Here is a 17,959-nt window from a genome sequence, read left to right on the forward strand (position 1 = left end):
ACCTAGGTACACAACCTTTTTATGTTACATCTTTTTATATTATGTCATTATATTATCTGTCTTGTAAAAATGTATTCATTTGATCCAATAATGGATCTAGCTCCATTCCATGGACAAAACAAGCTTCTTCAAGTGTTTCCCCTTGGGATGATGGGCAACCGACACAATGCATGCCATTGGACATCAATATTGGAATGAGCTCCTGATCGACACGAATAATATCTGCAATAATCATATCTCCGGTAATTTTAGCCATATTCAAGCCTCCTATCATTTCTCATTGTATGATAAGTATCATACGCATAATATTATAATACATTTAGCTTCATATAGCAAGCCAATTGATAAAGATTATCATCTTGTCGATTCATGATACATTTAAGCTTGAAAAAACTCTTTCAAACTCTCTGCAACTTTTGCTTCATCCGCACCATCTACAACTACTTCAACTTCATCGCCATGTCCTGCCCCAACAGTTAAAACCCCCAAGATACTCTTTGGATTAACAGACTTACCATCCTTAATCAATTGAACATCTGAAGCTACATTTTTAATTAAATTAACAAGTTGTGTTGCCGGTCTTGCATGAAGCCCTTCTTCAAATGGTACTTTTGCTTTAAAACTAATCATAACTTCCTCCTTAATTTTGTCTTATGCTGTTTTTTTCTTAAGAAAGCCAACCATAAAAGCGGACACAATTGTGCCAATTATAATGGCTAACAAATACATTATAACATTTTCTACAGCAAAAAACACGAAAATTCCTCCATGTGGAACAGATAATGTTGCATTAAACGCCATCGATAGCGCTCCCGTCACTGCACTTCCTACCATAATCGATGGAATAACGCGTAATGGGTCAGCTGCCGCAAAGGGGATTGCTCCTTCTGTAATAAACGCAAGACCTAATACAACAGCAGCTTTTCCCGCTTCTTTTTCACTATTTGAAAATTTGTTTTTAAATAAAATAGTAGCTAGTGCAAGTCCTAATGGCGGAACCATTCCCGCTGCCATAACAGCTGCCATGATTGGCGATCCAGTTCCTGCGGCCAATGTTCCTACGCCAAAGGCATATGCTGCTTTATTTACAGGACCTCCCATATCAAACGCCATCATCAGACCAATAACTAATCCCAATACCACTGCATTTGTCCCGCTCATTCCTTCTAGAAAATTATTCATCGCTGTGTTGATTGCAGCCACAGGTGTTCCAATTACATAGAAGAAGACGAGCCCAACAACCAGCGAACCGACAACCGGAATAATAAGTACGGGCATAATTCCTTGCAATGTCTTTGGAAGTTTAATGGTTTTTTTAATGAATGAAACCACATATCCGGCTAAAAATCCGGCTAAGATAGCACCCAAAAATCCGGCATTTAACTGTGTCGCCACCGCACCACCAATCATACCAGGCGCAAGACCGGGGCGATCCGCAATAGAATAGGCGATATAACCTGCAAGAATAGGAATCATTAAACCAAATGCACCTGCGCCTCCGCCAATGTTCATCAAATATGCTGCTAAAGTTCCTTCAGCTTCAAATGCATCATATCCAAACAAGAAGCTTAACGCAATGGCGATCCCCCCTGCTACAACAAATGGTATCATAAAGGATACACCATTCATCAAGTGTTTATATACACCTTTTCGTTCTTCACTGCGTTTTGCCTTAATCTCAGCCACATCATCCGCCAAATTTTTATTTGCTTTATATTCCGGTGCTTTTAGAGCTTTTTCAATCAAAGAGCCCGTGTCTTTTAGGGCATCACTAACAGATACAGAAAGCAATTTTTTCCCAGCAAACCGTTCCATGGGAACTGCCGTATCACAAGCTAAGATAATCGCATCTGCTGCATCAATTTCATCTTGTGTTAATTCGTTTTCAACCCCTACCGAACCACGTGTCTCAACTTTTACTTCATAGCCCTTTTCCTTAGCCGCTTCCTCAATAGCTTCCGCAGCCATATACGTGTGCGCTATTCCTGTGGGACAAGCCGTTACTCCTAAAATTTTCATACATAAACCTCCTCTTAACTCTTATATTAATATGTTTCACCCCAAGTTTGTTACTAAAACCTTTTGACTCCTTTCTAATAATTTTTCTTTTGAAAATTGCACATGGTCTTGTGTCTCAATGGCAATTGAACTACTTGCCGTTGCACATTGCATTGCTTTTTTCAATTTTATTAATTCATCTTCATCTGAAAATGTTTTTAATCCATAGATAAAACCAGCAAGCATGGAGTCGCCTGCACCTACTGTACTAACCACTTTCACCTTTATAATATCCGCTTTGATACAATGTTTTTGACTTACTAAAAGGCTTCCATCTTCTCCCATGGATACCAAAATATATGTTATTGCGTAGTTTTTAATTAATTCACGACATTCGCTTTTAATCGCATCGAGTGTATCCAGCGTTTTACCTACAGCCGCTTCCAGTTCATGAATGTTGGGTTTAATCAAATAGGGACCTTCTTGAATACTTTTCATCAAAATCTCTTGATCTGCATCAACAACCATATGCGTCTTGGTCTTTAACTTCTTAACAAGCTCTGCATAATACGATTGCCCTACTCCCTGAGGCAAACTTCCACTTAAAACCACAAATTCACTTTCTCCATATTCATGAATGATCTTATCCGTCATCGCTTCTAATTGCTCTTGTAAAATCATACATCCCGGTTCATTTAAATCGGTTGTCCGATAGTCGTTGTCCGGTTCAACAACTTTTACATTCGTTCGTGTGCTTCCATCAACACGAATCATATCGATATCTATGCCATCCAATTGGGCATACTTTTTTACCTGTTCTAGGTTCTCCTCACCGACAAAGCACACCGCTTTATTAGCTATCTCAAGTCCCGACAATACCCGCGAGACATTAATACTTTTACCTCCAAGTGTCTTGACCATATTGGATATGCGATGCACCTTACCCAAAGACATCTGCTCTATCTCAACAATTTTGTCAATTGCCGGATTTAATGTTACCGTCGTTATCATGTTATCCCTCCACTTCTTTACGCACTTCGACAAGCGTTATCCCTTCTTTTTCACATGCACTTCGTACAGCTTCATCATCGATGGATGAAGTAATAATCATATCAACGTAACTAAGTGGCGCAATCTCAGATAATGCAACTTTGCTAAACTTAGTACTATCTGCCAAAATAAACCGTTCCCGACCTTGATTAAGTATATGACGCTTGATCTCTGCCTCTTCAAAGTCCGGCGTGGTTAATCCATATTCAGGTGAGATGGCATTAACTCCAATAAATACCTTGTTCATGTGCAGTCTGCGAACCATATCAACGGCGACAGCCCCAACAACACTTAGTGTTGTATTTCGAATCTTTCCTCCCACTACAAACTGTTCAACATTGGGATTATTAGACAAGTACATTGAAAAATGGGGTGCATTGGTCGCAACAAAAACATGAATCCGACTTCGTCCGATAAGTTTTGCAAGTTCAAGCGTTGTTGTCCCTGCATCAAGAAAAATCGTGTCTCTATCACGTAAATGTTTAAACGCTTCCTGTGCTATCCACTGTTTTTCTCGTGTATAGGCGCCTTCTTTTTCTCCAAACGTCTCTTCTTTTTCAACCGGTGTATTGGACCGCATAATAGCTCCACCACGAACGCGTTCGAGTTTGTTCTCGTCATCCAAGATACCCAGATCTCGTCGTATTGTCGCTTCTGATGCTTTTAACTCTTGACATAAGTGCGTCACTGTCGCACTTTTATTTTGATGTAAAATACTTAAAATCTTGGTTCTTCTCTCTTCTGGCAGCATATATTCACCTACAATATTTCACTTTCTTTTAAAAGCGCAAGCAATTGTTCAGAAGAAGTTGCTTCATTAAGCGACGCCCTAAAATCTTTTTTCATAAGCTTTCTTGATAATTTGGCTAAAATCTGTAGATGCGTATTCCCTGAAGCTTCCTCTGGAACGCCTATGAGAAATACATTATATACCGGTTCATCATCAAGCGCTTTCCAATCAATTCCCTGTACACGCCCAAAAGCTAAAAAAGCTTCTGAGACAGCATTGGTCTTACCGTGAGGAATTGCCACACCAAAACCGACTGCTGTTGAATATTCTGCCTCGCGTTCCATCACAGCATCAAAGTAACCGTTTAAATCTGTTATGCGTCCTTCTTGTTTTGCCTTTAATGCTAAAGCTTTTACAACTTCTTCCTTTGTCTTTTGTTCCATATTTAAATCAATCAATGCGCTGGTTATTAACATCTTTTTTCCTCCTCGAAGTTTTCATATAATCTATTGAGGTTTTTATCACCTTTTGATTGGTTTCCTGCTATCAGTATATCATTCCAATCATTTCCAATCAATATCAATCACTTCTTTGCGAAGTTTTTTAGTATTTGTGTCTATTTTTTTTATTTTTCTTCGACATATTGATTAATCAATCACGCAAACCCATATAAAAAAATCACTTTCAATCATCAAATTTGATTGAAAGTGATTTTTTTAGTAATCATTCTATTTATGAACGCCGCATAATGTCAACATGATAATTATACAAGTCTGATCGATATAAAGATTCTTCATAGAACAATTTACGATCCGTTTGATCAATCGTTACGCCCGATACTTTTAACAACGCTGTCGTCTTATTTAAATCAAAGATTTTTGCATAAATCGGATTAGCAATCTGAGCTTCCATTGTATAGGAGACACGCTTCACATGAATATTGTAAACTTCTTCTAACAGTTTATATAATGACATCGTCAAATCATATCCTTCTAGATTTGGACAATATATTTTGGGAATATATAATGTCTCTAACGCCATAGGAATATCATCTCCATAGCGAAGACGTTTGACTTTAAGCAGCGTCGTATCCGGGGGCAAGTTCAGTTGCCTAGCCACCATATCCAGTCCATAAATAAAATGGAGTTCTAATATTTTAGTTCTTGCTCTATACCCCATGTTACCTATGGTTTCAGTAAAGCTCCCTACATTATTTTGGGCAAATGCCGGTGCTTTTACATATGTTCCGCTACCTTGCTCCCGGTGAACTACGCTCTGTTGTTCTAGAAGTTTTAGCGCCTGCCTTGCCGTCATTCGGCTAACCTCATACTGTCTTGCCAGCTCCCGCTCAGAGGGTAAACGGTCTCCCGCTTTATATACGCCTGCCTTTATTTCTCTTGCCAGTTCTTTTGCCAATTGTTGATATATCGGTTTTGACATATTCACCCACCTCTTTTACCAATATTTTTTCCTAATTATAGCACTCTATATAAGCCATGTATAGTTTTCATTGCCTCTTTTGATAGATTCCGCTATAATTAATGGCATAAATATTCCCAGCATATAAGGAGCAACTATGGACGATCAAACTACGATGAACTATATAACTTTTTTAGACAGTATTCCTCCCTTTTCTGATAAAATGGATCTTATCGGGATGCATAACATGCTCAATCTTCTTGATAATTTTCACGAAACACTCTCCGTAATTCATATTGCAGGAACTAACGGAAAAGGCTCGTGCGCCTCTATGTTAGCTTCCATCTATGGTGCAAGCGGTTATCATGTCGGAGCCTATCTGTCCCCATATATCGATGATTATCGTGAATGCATCCATATTAACGGCTCTCTTGTCAGTATCGATACAATGAATGCTGCCACACAAGTTATTCAAAAAGCATATCATACCTTAAGGCAAAGCAACCTTCAGCTCCCAACACAATATGAATGCCTAACATGTATCGCTCTATATGCAATGCATCTTGAACGTGTTGACCTTGCAATCATCGAGACACTTATGGGCGGACGCAACGATGCCACAAATGTCTTTCCAAGCATAAAAGCCGCACTTATTACTTCCATCGGCTATGACCATATGGAGTTCTTAGGCGATCGTCTGGTTGATATTGCTATGCATAAAGCAGGTATTGCCAAACCTAAGTGTCCACTCTTTATAAATCCAAACGCTCCTGAAGTGATTGATACAATCGCTGCATATGCACAGTCTATCGAGGCACCTTACTATATAAGCCACGCTTATTTGTCGATGCTAAACATTGACTATCAGCGCTTTTTACCACTCCCTTTAAACGGCAAGCATCAAATCGATAATTTTTTTGGTGTATTAAGTGTTCTCACATATTTACATTCGGATTATCCTGTTACCAACGATAGTATTTTCAAAGGACTCGCTACATTACACCATCCTTGTCGCATCGAAAATTTTAACATTAACGGTCATCTTATTACAATAGACGGCGGTCATAACACCGAAGGACTGAGCGCTTTATATGACTATCTTGTTGAACAAGATTCCACCGATGCACTACCGATATTACTTGTTTTTGGCTCTTTAAAAGGTAAAAAAAATCAGCAGGGTCTTGCATTGTTAAGTTCACTTGCATCCGAGGTCATCACCACAACACCTAAAAGCCCCCGAGCCCTTAAAGCCACAGACTACACGCAGCCAAATTATACTCCTGTGCCTTCACTTGATCATTGTATCGATCTCATCAAAGAGCGCATAAAAAAAAGAAACCCACGTACACATATTGTCATATGCGGGTCCTTTTATATTGCCCATCCATTTCGCATTGCGCTGGATGCGCTATCCCATCAACTATAAATCATTCATAATCTGATTGTTTTTATAATAATAGCATGTATTTGCATTTTCCGGCTTTCGAATACGAATCATCTCTTTTTTTAGCATCAGATCCACATTAGGATAGATTATTTTTTGGGCACGTATTTCCCCTTCACCTTTTGTCTGAAGATATGAACGATAGTTTTTCTTTCGTTGAACATATAGCTTCAACGTTTTTTGACACCGTTCATACTCTCCTTCAAGTTTCTCAAGGGCTTTTGCCTCTTCTTCTTCCAAACTCAGCTTTCCGCTACTTGTATAGATAATCATTTTTTGCTTTAAGAGCTGCCCCATTTTCATTAACTTATCCACCGTCGCATCAATAGAATCATATTCTTCACGCATGGTTTGACGATTAAACCCACGGACCCATATCTGAGTCGCAGTCTCAGCTCGGCTTCCGATTTCGCCTGCACATACACGTACATCTGCTTCAATCTCGCCACCGATGATTCGACTGTTATATCCTTCAAGAATCACTTCTTTTGCTTTGATTTTTGCATTTATGGCATAGTATCCTATATGCACCGTTCCTTGGCAAACAATCTCACAATCGGCTACAAATTTGGTGAACAAATCTCCTTCACAAGTAATAACCGCCTTATTTTGTCCGGCTATTCCTCCACGAATATAGATACTTCCTCCACGACTTTGAATATGTTCTACTGCACCGACACCAAGATCTCCCATAATTTGAATATCATTATCCGCACGTACCGAAAAATTATCTTCTACAGAATCTTTAATGTCTACATATCCATCAAAATCCACATTCCCTGTCTTAAATGAAACTTTTCCATCAATCTCAAGATAATTACAAACACTTAGAACACCATTTTCATAGACCACTGCTCCAACACGTTTTGCTCTTAAAATTGTCTTTCCATGCTCCATATCTGTAACCGCCTGTATGGACTTACGATCATAGATGAGTTTTTCTTGATGTCCTTGAACAGCAGGTACAATCTCCCCATACACTGTCCGTCCGGGAATTCCATCTTTGGGTTCGATGCGCTCACCAACCCACTCACCTTCTTCAACTTTATTAATTAGATTAAGTTCATAATGATTTACTTTGCCATCTTGATATATCTGAGGCTTTGCTTCTTCTATTTCATACAGACGGATGATGGCATCTTCGCCTTGTAACGGATGCATTCCACGTGCAATGACAAAAGGATTGAGCGGTTGGATATTTTCCATCACTTCAGAGACATCCATACCATACTCAATATTGGCAGCCTTTGCGATCTTAATAAGCTCATCAATAAGAACTTCTTTTTTGGCTTGAGTATATTCTTCCGGTGTCAAATTAATAATCCCATACGCTGTAAATCGATCTTTTGATACTTCAATTTCAATTAAAGGCTTGTACTGCCCGATAGCGACATACTTGTCAATCCCATGTAAAATCGCACTTTTTAAATGGGCAAATTGTGTTACTTTTACTCTTGGAATACCTTGAATAAAGGTTTTAAAATCATTGACTTCATAACCTTTTTCTTTGACTTTGATATAAACCAGTTTTTCTTCTTCTACTAATGAAAAAAATTCATTTGAATACAACATATGCTCAAACATTCATCCACCTCATATATTCTAATAACTCCTCATATGTCTATTATAACGGGTCTTTAGTCCTATGACAAGGTAAATTTAGGCAGATTCACTCATAACAACACCTTCCCATTCGTTTTATCCTATGATATAATACTTTACACAAACAGATTATTTTTTATTACTTACAGAAAGAGGTTATGTTGTGAAAATTTTTGATTTAGACGGACCATTTCAACGCTACGGGACGATTGTCTTTGATGTTTTGGTCTTAAATATTGTTTGGCTATTAATTACTGTATTCAGTTTTGGAATATTAAGCGGACCTGCTTTAACCGGCTTGTATTCAGGTATGTATGCAGGTGTTGTATCGGGCGAAGGCTATCCCTTCAAACAGTTTTTCAAACGTTTTGGAAAGCGCTTTTTGACCTCTTTGCTCGTCGGACTATTTACAATGTTTTTTGTTGTTGTAAGTTTGTTTAACATCTTCCTTATTTGGACTAACCAATTTGGAAGCGTGTATATTTTACCTTTTTATCTTTTTGTTTTTATTGAGATTTCATTTATCTCAACATATGCCTTTCCTTTATTGGCACATTCAAATTTGAAATTCCTTGATATCCTCAAGAATTCATTTTTACTTGCTAACAAGCACCTACCTTGGACAGTTGTGGCTTCTTTATTAAATACCGTTGCCGTTATTGTTATTGCACTAATTTTCTTAGGGGCTGTTGAACTGTTTGTCTTCATGTTCTTTGGAATGGGTATTATTGTATGGCTAAACAGCATCATTATTACAAAAAAAATACTTACTCAATATGATAATTTTATCAATGTCGAGTAAGTGCTAGCTTCACTAAATTTATAATTTAGCTGCATTCATTAACTTAGGTACTACCTGTTTTTTACGGCTAAATACACCTGGCAAGAAAATGCTTTGATCATCTTCCTCAAGATGGAAAGCATTTTCTGCTATCCATCGATCTTGCCCCACGGCAATCAACTCTGTTCCACCAAGCACAACATCTGTTACAAGTAGAACAACCAAGTGTAACCCTTCTTTTTCAACCATTTTTTCCATTTCTTGTATAATATGATTATACACTTCAAACAATCCTTGATAATCCCCTGTATTTATCTGAGAAATCGAAACTTTATACTCTCCAAACATAAATCGCTTACGATCATACGTCAAGATATGTTCAGGCGCTTCTTCTTGCATGCTTGATCCTGCACGAATCATCTCCATACCATACAACTGCATATCCACATCAATGATTGCACTCAAACGCTTAGCCATTTCTTTGTCAAATTCTGTGCATGTCGGCGAATGAAACAACAACGTATCCGATATGATGGCACTAAGCATCAATCCAGCAATCTCTTTTGGTATCTCAATACCTTGTTCTTCATAGATTTTACAAATAATTGAACAGGTACACCCTACCGGTTCCACTCGAAAATATAACGGTGTTACTGTGGAAATGTCGGATACACGGTGATGATCGATGATTTCTAAGATATCAATATCTTCGATACCTTCAATCGATTGTCCGCGTTCATTGTGGTCCACTAAAATCGCTTTCTTTTTATTGATATCGATAAGATCACTTCGAGAAATCATCCCAATGACTTCACCTTTTTCTGTTACTACCGGGAAGCGTCGAAACTTTGATGACAACATGTTGTTTTTGACATCGTCAATCGTCTCATAGGTCACAAAATACTCTAAGTCTTTTTTGACAACGACATCACGAATCGGTGCCGTCTGAGCAAGGGGCTTGACGAGTTCAAACACACTTTTATCTGATATAAAGCATCGCGTAGATATATTTTTTTTACGTGCTATGGCTTGATAGCTTTCCACAAGCTTCTCTTTGTGTTCTTCTGTTTCAACACCACTCACAATAATAACCGACGCATGTTCTACATATGTTTCAAATTCAAAGCGGTTACAAAGAACAAGATCTTGTTTTTGAAGTTTTTTACGATATTTTTCATCTTGTAAGTCCGTTGATATATGAACATATCCTTTTATATATTGATTCGTTTTATCATCGGATATCTCTTCAAGCTTTAAATCTTCAATAACATTATCAATTGGCGTGTTTGTCAACTTTAAGACATCTTTACTTCCTAGATTAAGCATCCGCGGAATAAGATCTGATATGGATACAACACCAATCAAGCGTCCCTTTTTATCCGATACCGGTGCCATACGTCCAACTTGATTCGTAATCAAAAGCAATGCTTTTCTAATGGAATCCGTCTCATATAGCAATAAAAATTCCGGCAAATTAATATCTAATACTTGTGGTTTTAGACTCGATACAATACGTGGTGCCTTAACGCCAAAATAATTCAACGCAAACTTTGTCTCTTTATTGACACCTTTTAAAGCAACCGGCTCATAGGCATGGCTATCATCCAATTGATTTTTTAAATAACTATAGCTGATTGCTGCACATATGGAGTCTGTATCTGGGTTTTGATGTCCAAATACATATACCTTTTCTTTCATTCTATCCCCTACCTCTCTAACGCAATAATGTCCGAATCTGTTCAACCAGCATATTCACGGCAACAACGTTATGCCCGCCTTCTGGTATGATGACATCTGCTTTTCGCTTACTTGGCTCGACAAACTCATCATGCATGTGTTTTACTGTTGTCAAATACTGCGTGATTACAGAATCCAAGCTGCGTCCTCGTTCTTTTACGTCTCGAATAATGCGTCGAATAATGCGAACATCTGCATCTGTATCTACAAAAACTTTTATATCCAACTCATCAACAAGCTCTTTATTTTCAAAAATCAAAATCCCTTCTACAATAATGACACGCTTAGGTTTTATCTCTAAACATTCTTTTTTTCTTGTGTATTCCACAAAATCATAAATCGGACAGTGAATTGTCTCTCCGTTTTTTAATTGTCGCAATTGCTCTGTCATCAATTCTGTTTCAAAGGAATTGGGATGATCATAGTTTTGCTGTTTTCGCTCTTCCAATGACATGTGGGCATTGGCTTTATAGTAATAGTCATGACAAATTGTAACAACTTGGTCTTCAAGGACAGATTTTAATCGATTGACCAGGGTTGTCTTCCCAGACCCCGTTCCTCCCGCGATTCCAATTACAACAGGTTTATTCATCTTCTTCCTCCAAATCTTTGCTTCGTTTTTCTAATCCCCATGGACACTGCGCCAACAAGAAGCATTCCTCACAATTTGGGTTTCTTGCCATGCAGATTTGACGCCCATGCGCAATAATCTGCGTATTATATCTTAACCAGTGTTCTTGTGGCAGTTCATCCATTAATGCATATTCAATCTTCACCGGATCTTCCAAAGAGGTGAAGCCTAGCTTATTAGAGATTCGCTTGACATGGGTATCCACAACAACACTTGGAGAGTTATAGATATGCCCTCTGACAACATTGGCCGTCTTGCGACCGACACCTGATAACGCTGTTAAAAGCTCTATATCTTCCGGAATAACCCCATTATGTCTTTCAATAAGTTCGTTGGCACACGCCTTGATGTTTTTCGCCTTATTACGATAAAACCCTGTTGAATGTATATCTTTTTCGAGTTCTTTGATTTCTACACGGGCAAAGTCTTCAAGGGATCTATATTTTTTGAAGAGCTTTTCCGTAACCATATTAACCCGTTCATCTGTACACTGTGCACTAAGCATCGTTGCAATCAAAAGTTCATACGGCTCTTGATGATTCAAGTAGCAAATATATTCTTCTCCATAGTATTCATCTAACATCGTTAAAATTTTTGCTTTTCTTTTTTTATTCATTGCCATCCCTTTTCAAAGTCATTCAAGGTTAATACATACCAATTCACCATTATTATGAATAAAATCTCGACGTCCATAATTCACTAAAATATATGTTCCATTTTCACCTTCTCTAGCCACTGCATCAATCTGATAACGAAAAGGCAACGCACTAAAGAGCTCTTTGTGCTCAATTCGATCGATGTGGTACATACGTGATAACTGTTTTGTTGTATATTCCTTTGCTTCTTCTTGCCATACTTGATTTTGCTCAAGGACTTCAAGCAAATACCTCTGTAACGTTGACTCAACAAACGTCATCGTCATCCAATCTGCTTTTTTCTTTGGTTTTTCATTAAAAATATAGTCCATTTGCAACCACTGGACATAGGTGTCTTTATTATCTTTTGTACACTCTAGTTGCTGTATAAACGCATAGATAAACTGATATAACCCTAGTTTATTGTGTTTGACATGATGCATACCTTGCTTAATCCAAAAAGCTCCCAAAGCTTCATATAAATTATACGACCGGGAGTACTCCTTGACAAGTCGTTTTATTGTTTGGTTGAATAATCCACTATTGTAAAATGTCTCCACCATTTCTTCCACTCTTTTTAACTGCATCACATCTTCAAAAGGCAATACTCGTGTTGATAGCACTTCATAGGGTGGATAATCTCTATACTTTATTTTATACTCCTTGGCAAGGTAGTATAACCCTGCCCCTTTTAAGATCTTTAAAAAACCCAACTGAAATTGGTCAGGCTCCATGGCATATACATAATCAAAAGAGTCTTTGAAGGTTTTTAGGTCTTCTTCCGGCAATCCTGCAATCAAATCCAAATGGATATGCGTATTGCTTAGTGCTTTGACCCGTTCAACAACCCTAGGAATCAAAGCCAAATCATTTTTTCTTTGTATAATGGAAAGTGTTGTCGGATTTGACGATTGTACACCAATCTCAAGTTGAAACAATCCCTCTCGCGCCTTTGCCAAACAGGTCAAAAAAGCTTCATCAATTAACTCTGGTGCCACCTCAAAGTGAAAGTTTGTTATCCCTTGATCTTTTTCCATGATATATTCCATAATGGATAATGCGTGTTCACGTTTAGCATTAAAAGTTCGGTCTACAAGTTTAACTTGTGTGACTTTTGCATCAATGAAAAACTGCAATTCTTTTTTTACCAACGCTAACGGTCTAAATCGTACGCCCTTTTCAACTGAAGACAAACAATATTGACAATTAAACGGGCACCCTCTACTCGTCTCATAATATATAATCCGATGCTCTAATTGGTCTAATTGGGGTTCATACGGAAAGATGACTTCTGAAAAATCCATTCCCATACAGCAAGGCTGATCAATAATCTGGTCTTCTTGTCTATAACTTATCCCCTTTACCTCACTAAGTGCATCAAAGTTTTTTACAATATCTGCAAATATTTTTTCCCCTTCGCCTTTGACAACAATATCCACGTAGGGATTTTCTTCAAGTTCTTGAACCGATGTATATGTTACTTCCGGTCCACCATAGACAATACATACCTTTGGACGAATCAACTTAATATTGCGACTTAATCGGCGGACCATTTCTATATTCCACAAATAACATGAAAAACCGATAATATCCACATCTGTCTTCATGATCTCGTCTAGAATATATTCTAGATCTTGATTGATGCTAAACTCTTGAAAGGTAATGGAACTTTTTTCATGTACATGCTCATAATTATCTATGTGTTGCTGTTCCACATATTTTTGTATATAGCGAATGGCTAAATTGGAATGTATATATTTTGCATTAATGCCAATGAGAAGTGAATTTTTCATGTAAACCACCTTATTTTTCACTGATAAACGATTAATTAGTAGAAAAAAAGCTGTAATCTATGCGATTACAGCTAGAACTGGGCATGCTGGATTCGAACCAGCGAATGCAGGAGTCAAAGTCCTGTGCCTTACCGCTTGGCGAATGCCCATTATGATTTAAATAAACTTACATGTATCCATCGGGATAACAGGATTCGAACCTGCGGCCTCATACTCCCGAAGCATGCGCTCTACCAAACTGAGCTATATCCCGGCACATGATGTTTTCAATCATGCAAATGATATTCTATCATTATTTTAAGATACTTGCAAGTAGATTTTATCAAAAACATCGGCCATTTTCTTTTTTATTACATTTTGTTCCTCCCTGAGGACAGTGGTAGCATACTTCGTTCTCAAGTGGTGCATCATTTTTGTATGCTCGGATATTATCAAGGGTTGTCTGAGCGATATTACTAAGAGCTTCTTTGGTCAAAAAAGCTTGATGAGAAGTCACAAGTACATTGCTAAAGGACAAAAGTCTTGCCAAAATATCATCATCAATGATTTCTGTCGAAAAATCTTCAAAGAAATATTCACTCTCTTCTTCATAAACATCAAGCCCTGCGGATCCGACCTTCCTTGATTTGAGCCCTTCAATGAGGTGCTCGGTTTGAACCAACGCTCCCCGTGAGGTATTAATAAGCATCACGCCATCTTTCATTTGTTTTATTGAATCCTGATTAATCAAGTAATGGGTTTCTTTGGTTAAGGGACAATGCAGCGATATAATATCCGACTTTTGATAAAGCGTGGATAAATCAACGAAAGTCACCCCTTCTATGTCCACCGGGTACATATCATATGCCAACACATGCATCCCTAGTCCTTTGCATATATCAATAAAAATACGCCCTATTTTTCCTGTTCCGATTACACCAACGGTTTTTCCATGGAAATCAAACCCAGTCAATCCATTAATATTAAAGTTATTGTCTCGAGTTCGAACAAATGCACGATGGGTCTTTCGGTTTAAAGCAAACATCAGCGCGACAGCGTGTTCTGCCACAGCATAAGGCGAATATGCCGGCACCCGAACAATATGAAGCTTTTGGTAAGCCGCCTCAAAATCAACATGATTATAGCCTGCACACCGAAGTGCTAGGAGTCGAACGCCCATATCCACCAGTGCATCAATTACAGCTTGATTAAGTGTATCATTAACAAATGCACACACCACTTCTGAACGCGCGGCAAGTGCAACGGTATCTTCATTTAACTTTGCTTCAAAGTACTTTATCTCAACATCATAGTTGCTTGCATATTGATCAAATGACTGACGATCATATGGTTTGGTATCAAAAAATGCAACTCGCATAAACTCACTTCCTATCTAAACTTATGATTATGTTTCAACTTCTTAAAAAAAGTTTTAATTTTCTCTTGCCTTTTTTTTCTTCATCGTGTATAATAGGCTTTGCCGTTGCGGGTGTAGTTCAATGGTAGAACACCAGCCTTCCAAGCTGGATACGTGGGTTCGATTCCCATCACCCGCTTTTTTTTATGCCCTTTTTTACCTTAGCCTCTCGCAATTCTCCCCTAATCCTTCCTATTTAGTATAAAATTAATCCCTAGTGTAATGATTGCTCCAATCATTGGTAAAATAATAATTGGAACGTACTTCACTAAGTATCCCGACACCAAAAGAGCCATTGGTAATACCAGCTTAACGACACTCATGCTCACTCCAAATACCACGCCACGTATGTCCGGTGGGATTTCATTTTGCATGATTGTAATCACCGGAATATCCACATAAGATATCCCAATACCTACCAACAGACAAAGACTTGAAAAATATATGGTATGACCAAAGGTATTCATGGCTTCTTGGAAAAAGACAGGAATGCCTAACAGGGATACCAAGACTGAAATCGCTGTAACGGTATAGGGTAAAATAGTTGAATAGTTCATTCTTCGGGTTAGCTTTTCAACAGTTAGCGCCCCTAGAATTAATCCAATCGATATCATAGCATTAATTATACCGTAAAGTTTCGGTGACAACAATAGTATTTCATTGACAATATAGGGTAGTGGTATGTTCAACGAAAATCCTAGCAAAAAATTCAATACAATAAACATAAAAAACATTTTTCTAAGAACTTTTGAATCAAAAATATAGCTTATTCCCATCTTAAGATGCTCAATGAAAACCATTTTATGCACAACCCTTTTCTGCTGTGGTTCCACATAAAATTCATAGTCAATGAAGAACTCGGATATGGCCGATAGCACAAAGGATATGCCATTAAGTAACATAAACACTCGAATATCCATCAGGGCAATCATAACTCCACCCAAAATCGGTCCCAGAATTGTTGATAAAGAGTCAATCAGCTTACTTAATGAATTAACTCTTATTCGCCGCTTAGGATAAGTTAGTCCTGGTTTTGCCGCCTCCATAGTGATTCCATAAAAACTGGTGACAACGCTTAACAAGAAGCTGGATGCATAAATATGTCCTAAAGATAAGGGTTGATTATGACTCATATAGAATAACAGAAAAAACAATGCCCCATTTAGCAAATCTGTACCGACAATCATCATTTTTTTGGGGAAACGGTCAGCAAGCACCCCTGCAATCGGATTAATAAGAATCATTGGAACCACATTCATCATAATCGTTACTGCATAACTAAGCGCCGACCCAGTTATTGTAAGGACATACAGACCGATAGCAAATCCATACACCGAACTGCCAAACATGGATACGGCTTTTCCACAGAGAAACAGAACAATATTTCTCTTTTCCTCTTGATCTTTTTTTAATGATAATAAGGCCTCTGTCATATATACTTCTCCTTTGTATTTTTCTTAAATTCAAGAAAAGTATATAATATGGTGTCGACCCTATATCAAGATTTTTTTCCTATATATAAATAATTGTATATTTTTTCCCCTGGGACAAAAAAGTTTTCACCTGGTCCTCCTTGACTTACAGAAGGCGTTATAAAAGTCTCCTCTACTTGCAGTCCTATATCAGACAAGGTTTTTTCGACATGCTCTTGTTGAAACCATTGTCGGCTTTCCTTTTGAATAATTGTATCAACGGAAAAATTTTCAAAAAGCAAATAGTGACCTTGAAATGTCCCTCCAACTTTTAAATGCTCTATTAATGTACTAGCTAAAAAATCCTCATGTTCAAAAGCATAATTCGTACTTCCTGTCGCATCAATCATATAATCAACCGATTGAACTTTTAATGGAATCTGCTTAAAATCACAACATAAGAAGAGAATTTTATGTTCTTGACCAGCTACAGCCATCGCCTTTTGCAGCCATCTATGCGCATGTGGATTATGGTCTATCGCTATATACAGCATATTTTCAGACAACTTTTCCAACATATTTCTTAGAAAAAAACCTCGACCTGAACCAAGTTCTAATGTAACCCCTCCATGGCTTCCTTCAAAAATATTATGCTCCTTTGTCCACTGTAGTGTACGGTGCAAGTTTTTCAAATAATCTACGTGGGTCGTCTGAATGTATTCTTCAATAAATGTGTCATCACACATCGGAGCCATACTTGGATCCAATGCCTTATGACCGTAAGCAATCCCCTCTCGAATCTCCAATGTGCTTCCACACGAACATTGCAATGTTCCCTGCATAATCTCACCATGTTCTATCTGTCCATCCAAAAGCTGATAGGGACTTTTACATTGTTGACAAGACAATACTGATAACGCCTCAAGAGGGACCCCAACCAAAGTAGCTTGGGTATTATCAAGCACAGGTATTGCCTCTATTTCTTCTTCTAGTTTTTTTTGCATTACATCTAATCGATTGCGTTCTTGTCGAATCCATTCGAGCTTATTATTATAAAACGCTCGATAGGTTTTTCGCTGATGATACCCTGTATGTCTTCCAACTCGCTCAAACAACATCAGGGTCTGAATCTCCGATAATAAAAAACCTAATTTTTTTAAAGATGCTATCACCTCATAATCTTTTTGGCACTGCGCATCAAACATATAGTAGCCATTGATTTTATCGGGGTTAAGGATGGACATCTCCATATAGTGGCGAATAGTATCAATGGTTGTTCCATTATGCTTTGCAAATGCTCCGATTTTCACTCTACATCCTCCCTTCCTGCA

At 37.9% G+C, this 17,959-nt stretch carries 17 protein-coding genes and 3 tRNA genes; 3 read left to right on the forward strand and 17 right to left on the reverse strand.

Translation table 11 applies throughout. The features are described from left to right. Positions 1 to 52: 52 nt before the first annotated feature. The 7 genes from QBE53_12855 to QBE53_12885 all read right to left on the reverse strand — a co-directional run bounded on the left by QBE53_12855 (position 53) and on the right by QBE53_12885 (position 5,218). Entirely contained in the window at positions 53 to 256 is a 204-nt protein-coding gene (locus QBE53_12855; GenBank protein ID WZL80689.1) for a DUF1858 domain-containing protein, read from the reverse strand. Between the two features lie 122 nt (positions 257 to 378). Then, the gene (locus QBE53_12860; protein ID WZL80690.1) at positions 379 to 630 is read right to left on the reverse strand and encodes an HPr family phosphocarrier protein; all 252 of its coding nucleotides are present in this window, start codon (positions 628 to 630) and stop codon (positions 379 to 381) included. Between the two features lie 21 nt (positions 631 to 651). Then, on the reverse strand, positions 652 to 2,019 hold the full coding sequence (locus QBE53_12865) for a fructose-specific PTS transporter subunit EIIC (GenBank protein ID WZL80691.1): 1,368 nt from the start codon (positions 2,017 to 2,019) through the stop codon (positions 652 to 654). 36 nt (positions 2,020 to 2,055) lie between these two features. Continuing rightward, on the reverse strand, positions 2,056 to 3,009 hold the full coding sequence (locus QBE53_12870) for a 1-phosphofructokinase family hexose kinase (protein WZL80692.1): 954 nt from the start codon (positions 3,007 to 3,009) through the stop codon (positions 2,056 to 2,058). A 1-nt stretch (position 3,010) separates the two neighbouring features. Next, positions 3,011 to 3,799 carry a DeoR/GlpR family DNA-binding transcription regulator gene (locus QBE53_12875; protein WZL80693.1) on the reverse strand — a complete coding sequence of 263 codons (789 nt, stop codon included), beginning with the start codon at positions 3,797 to 3,799 and terminating at the stop codon, positions 3,011 to 3,013. Positions 3,800 to 3,807: 8 nt separating this feature from the next. Then, positions 3,808 to 4,254, reverse strand: coding sequence for a fructose PTS transporter subunit IIA (locus QBE53_12880; GenBank protein ID WZL80694.1), 447 nt, complete (start codon positions 4,252 to 4,254; stop codon positions 3,808 to 3,810). 256 nt (positions 4,255 to 4,510) lie between these two features. Next, complete coding sequence (locus QBE53_12885; protein ID WZL80695.1) at positions 4,511 to 5,218, reverse strand: GntR family transcriptional regulator; 708 nt, start codon at positions 5,216 to 5,218, stop codon at positions 4,511 to 4,513. Between the two features lie 136 nt (positions 5,219 to 5,354). On the opposite strand from QBE53_12885, the gene QBE53_12890 reads away from it, so the two are divergent. Continuing rightward, entirely contained in the window at positions 5,355 to 6,623 is a 1,269-nt protein-coding gene (locus tag QBE53_12890; protein ID WZL80696.1) for a Mur ligase family protein, read from the forward strand. Here the strand turns inward: QBE53_12890 and QBE53_12895 are convergent. Beyond that, positions 6,618 to 8,225, reverse strand: coding sequence for a FapA family protein (locus tag QBE53_12895; GenBank protein ID WZL80697.1), 1,608 nt, complete (start codon positions 8,223 to 8,225; stop codon positions 6,618 to 6,620). The genes QBE53_12890 and QBE53_12895 overlap by 6 nt on opposite strands. 181 nt (positions 8,226 to 8,406) lie before the next feature. Between QBE53_12895 and QBE53_12900 the strand changes: the two genes are divergently transcribed. Next, positions 8,407 to 9,045, forward strand: a complete 639-nt coding sequence (locus tag QBE53_12900; protein ID WZL80698.1) for a DUF624 domain-containing protein — start codon at positions 8,407 to 8,409, stop codon at positions 9,043 to 9,045. 18 nt (positions 9,046 to 9,063) lie between these two features. On the opposite strand, the gene QBE53_12905 is transcribed toward QBE53_12900, so the two are convergent. From QBE53_12905 to QBE53_12935, 7 genes are all read right to left on the reverse strand, one after another. Then, a complete protein-coding gene (locus QBE53_12905) occupies positions 9,064 to 10,722 on the reverse strand; it encodes a putative manganese-dependent inorganic diphosphatase (GenBank protein ID WZL80699.1) in 1,659 nt (552 codons plus the stop codon). A 16-nt stretch (positions 10,723 to 10,738) separates the two neighbouring features. Beyond that, on the reverse strand, positions 10,739 to 11,353 hold the full coding sequence (gene udk / locus QBE53_12910) for a uridine kinase (protein WZL80700.1): 615 nt from the start codon (positions 11,351 to 11,353) through the stop codon (positions 10,739 to 10,741). Then, entirely contained in the window at positions 11,346 to 12,008 is a 663-nt protein-coding gene (gene nth / locus QBE53_12915; protein WZL80701.1) for an endonuclease III, read from the reverse strand. The genes udk and nth overlap by 8 nt, the downstream gene beginning before the upstream one ends. 18 nt (positions 12,009 to 12,026) lie before the next feature. Then, a complete protein-coding gene (locus QBE53_12920; protein ID WZL80702.1) occupies positions 12,027 to 13,820 on the reverse strand; it encodes a B12-binding domain-containing radical SAM protein in 1,794 nt (597 codons plus the stop codon). 77 nt (positions 13,821 to 13,897) lie between these two features. Continuing rightward, a tRNA-Gln gene (locus QBE53_12925) sits at positions 13,898 to 13,969 on the reverse strand. 30 nt (positions 13,970 to 13,999) lie between these two features. After that, positions 14,000 to 14,073, reverse strand: a tRNA-Pro gene (locus QBE53_12930). A gap of 69 nt (positions 14,074 to 14,142) precedes the next feature. Then, a complete protein-coding gene (locus tag QBE53_12935) occupies positions 14,143 to 15,177 on the reverse strand; it encodes a 2-hydroxyacid dehydrogenase (GenBank protein WZL80703.1) in 1,035 nt (344 codons plus the stop codon). A gap of 107 nt (positions 15,178 to 15,284) precedes the next feature. Here QBE53_12935 and QBE53_12940 point away from each other — a divergent pair. Then, a tRNA-Gly gene (locus QBE53_12940) sits at positions 15,285 to 15,355 on the forward strand. A 43-nt stretch (positions 15,356 to 15,398) separates the two neighbouring features. Here QBE53_12940 and QBE53_12945 read toward each other — a convergent pair. Together QBE53_12945 and QBE53_12950 are read right to left on the reverse strand one after the other, a co-directional pair. After that, positions 15,399 to 16,649 carry an MFS transporter gene (locus tag QBE53_12945; protein WZL80704.1) on the reverse strand — a complete coding sequence of 417 codons (1,251 nt, stop codon included), beginning with the start codon at positions 16,647 to 16,649 and terminating at the stop codon, positions 15,399 to 15,401. Positions 16,650 to 16,714: 65 nt separating this feature from the next. Further along, entirely contained in the window at positions 16,715 to 17,938 is a 1,224-nt protein-coding gene (locus QBE53_12950) for a MerR family transcriptional regulator (GenBank protein ID WZL80705.1), read from the reverse strand. Positions 17,939 to 17,959 lie beyond the last annotated feature (21 nt).

The sequence above is a fragment of the Vallitaleaceae bacterium 9-2 genome (assembly GCA_038396585.1).
Classification (GTDB): domain Bacteria; phylum Bacillota; class Clostridia; order Lachnospirales; family Vallitaleaceae; genus UBA1351.

Bases quoted from the DNA above. Each gene is read 5' to 3' on its own strand.
- QBE53_12890 (WZL80696.1), top strand. From the start codon at position 5,355: ATGGACGATCAAACTACGATGAACTATATAACTTTTTTAGACAGTATT.
- QBE53_12875 (WZL80693.1), bottom strand. From the start codon at position 3,799: ATGCTGCCAGAAGAGAGAAGAACCAAGATTTTAAGTATTTTACATCAA.
- nth (WZL80701.1), bottom strand. From the start codon at position 12,008: ATGAATAAAAAAAGAAAAGCAAAAATTTTAACGATGTTAGATGAATAC.
- QBE53_12880 (WZL80694.1), bottom strand. From the start codon at position 4,254: ATGTTAATAACCAGCGCATTGATTGATTTAAATATGGAACAAAAGACA.
- QBE53_12885 (WZL80695.1), bottom strand. From the start codon at position 5,218: ATGTCAAAACCGATATATCAACAATTGGCAAAAGAACTGGCAAGAGAA.
- QBE53_12920 (WZL80702.1), bottom strand. From the start codon at position 13,820: ATGAAAAATTCACTTCTCATTGGCATTAATGCAAAATATATACATTCC.
- QBE53_12945 (WZL80704.1), bottom strand. From the start codon at position 16,649: ATGACAGAGGCCTTATTATCATTAAAAAAAGATCAAGAGGAAAAGAGA.
- QBE53_12870 (WZL80692.1), bottom strand. From the start codon at position 3,009: ATGATAACGACGGTAACATTAAATCCGGCAATTGACAAAATTGTTGAG.
- QBE53_12895 (WZL80697.1), bottom strand. From the start codon at position 8,225: ATGTTTGAGCATATGTTGTATTCAAATGAATTTTTTTCATTAGTAGAA.
- QBE53_12905 (WZL80699.1), bottom strand. From the start codon at position 10,722: ATGAAAGAAAAGGTATATGTATTTGGACATCAAAACCCAGATACAGAC.
- QBE53_12855 (WZL80689.1), bottom strand. From the start codon at position 256: ATGGCTAAAATTACCGGAGATATGATTATTGCAGATATTATTCGTGTC.
- QBE53_12865 (WZL80691.1), bottom strand. From the start codon at position 2,019: ATGAAAATTTTAGGAGTAACGGCTTGTCCCACAGGAATAGCGCACACG.
- udk (WZL80700.1), bottom strand. From the start codon at position 11,353: ATGAATAAACCTGTTGTAATTGGAATCGCGGGAGGAACGGGGTCTGGG.
- QBE53_12935 (WZL80703.1), bottom strand. From the start codon at position 15,177: ATGCGAGTTGCATTTTTTGATACCAAACCATATGATCGTCAGTCATTT.
- QBE53_12860 (WZL80690.1), bottom strand. From the start codon at position 630: ATGATTAGTTTTAAAGCAAAAGTACCATTTGAAGAAGGGCTTCATGCA.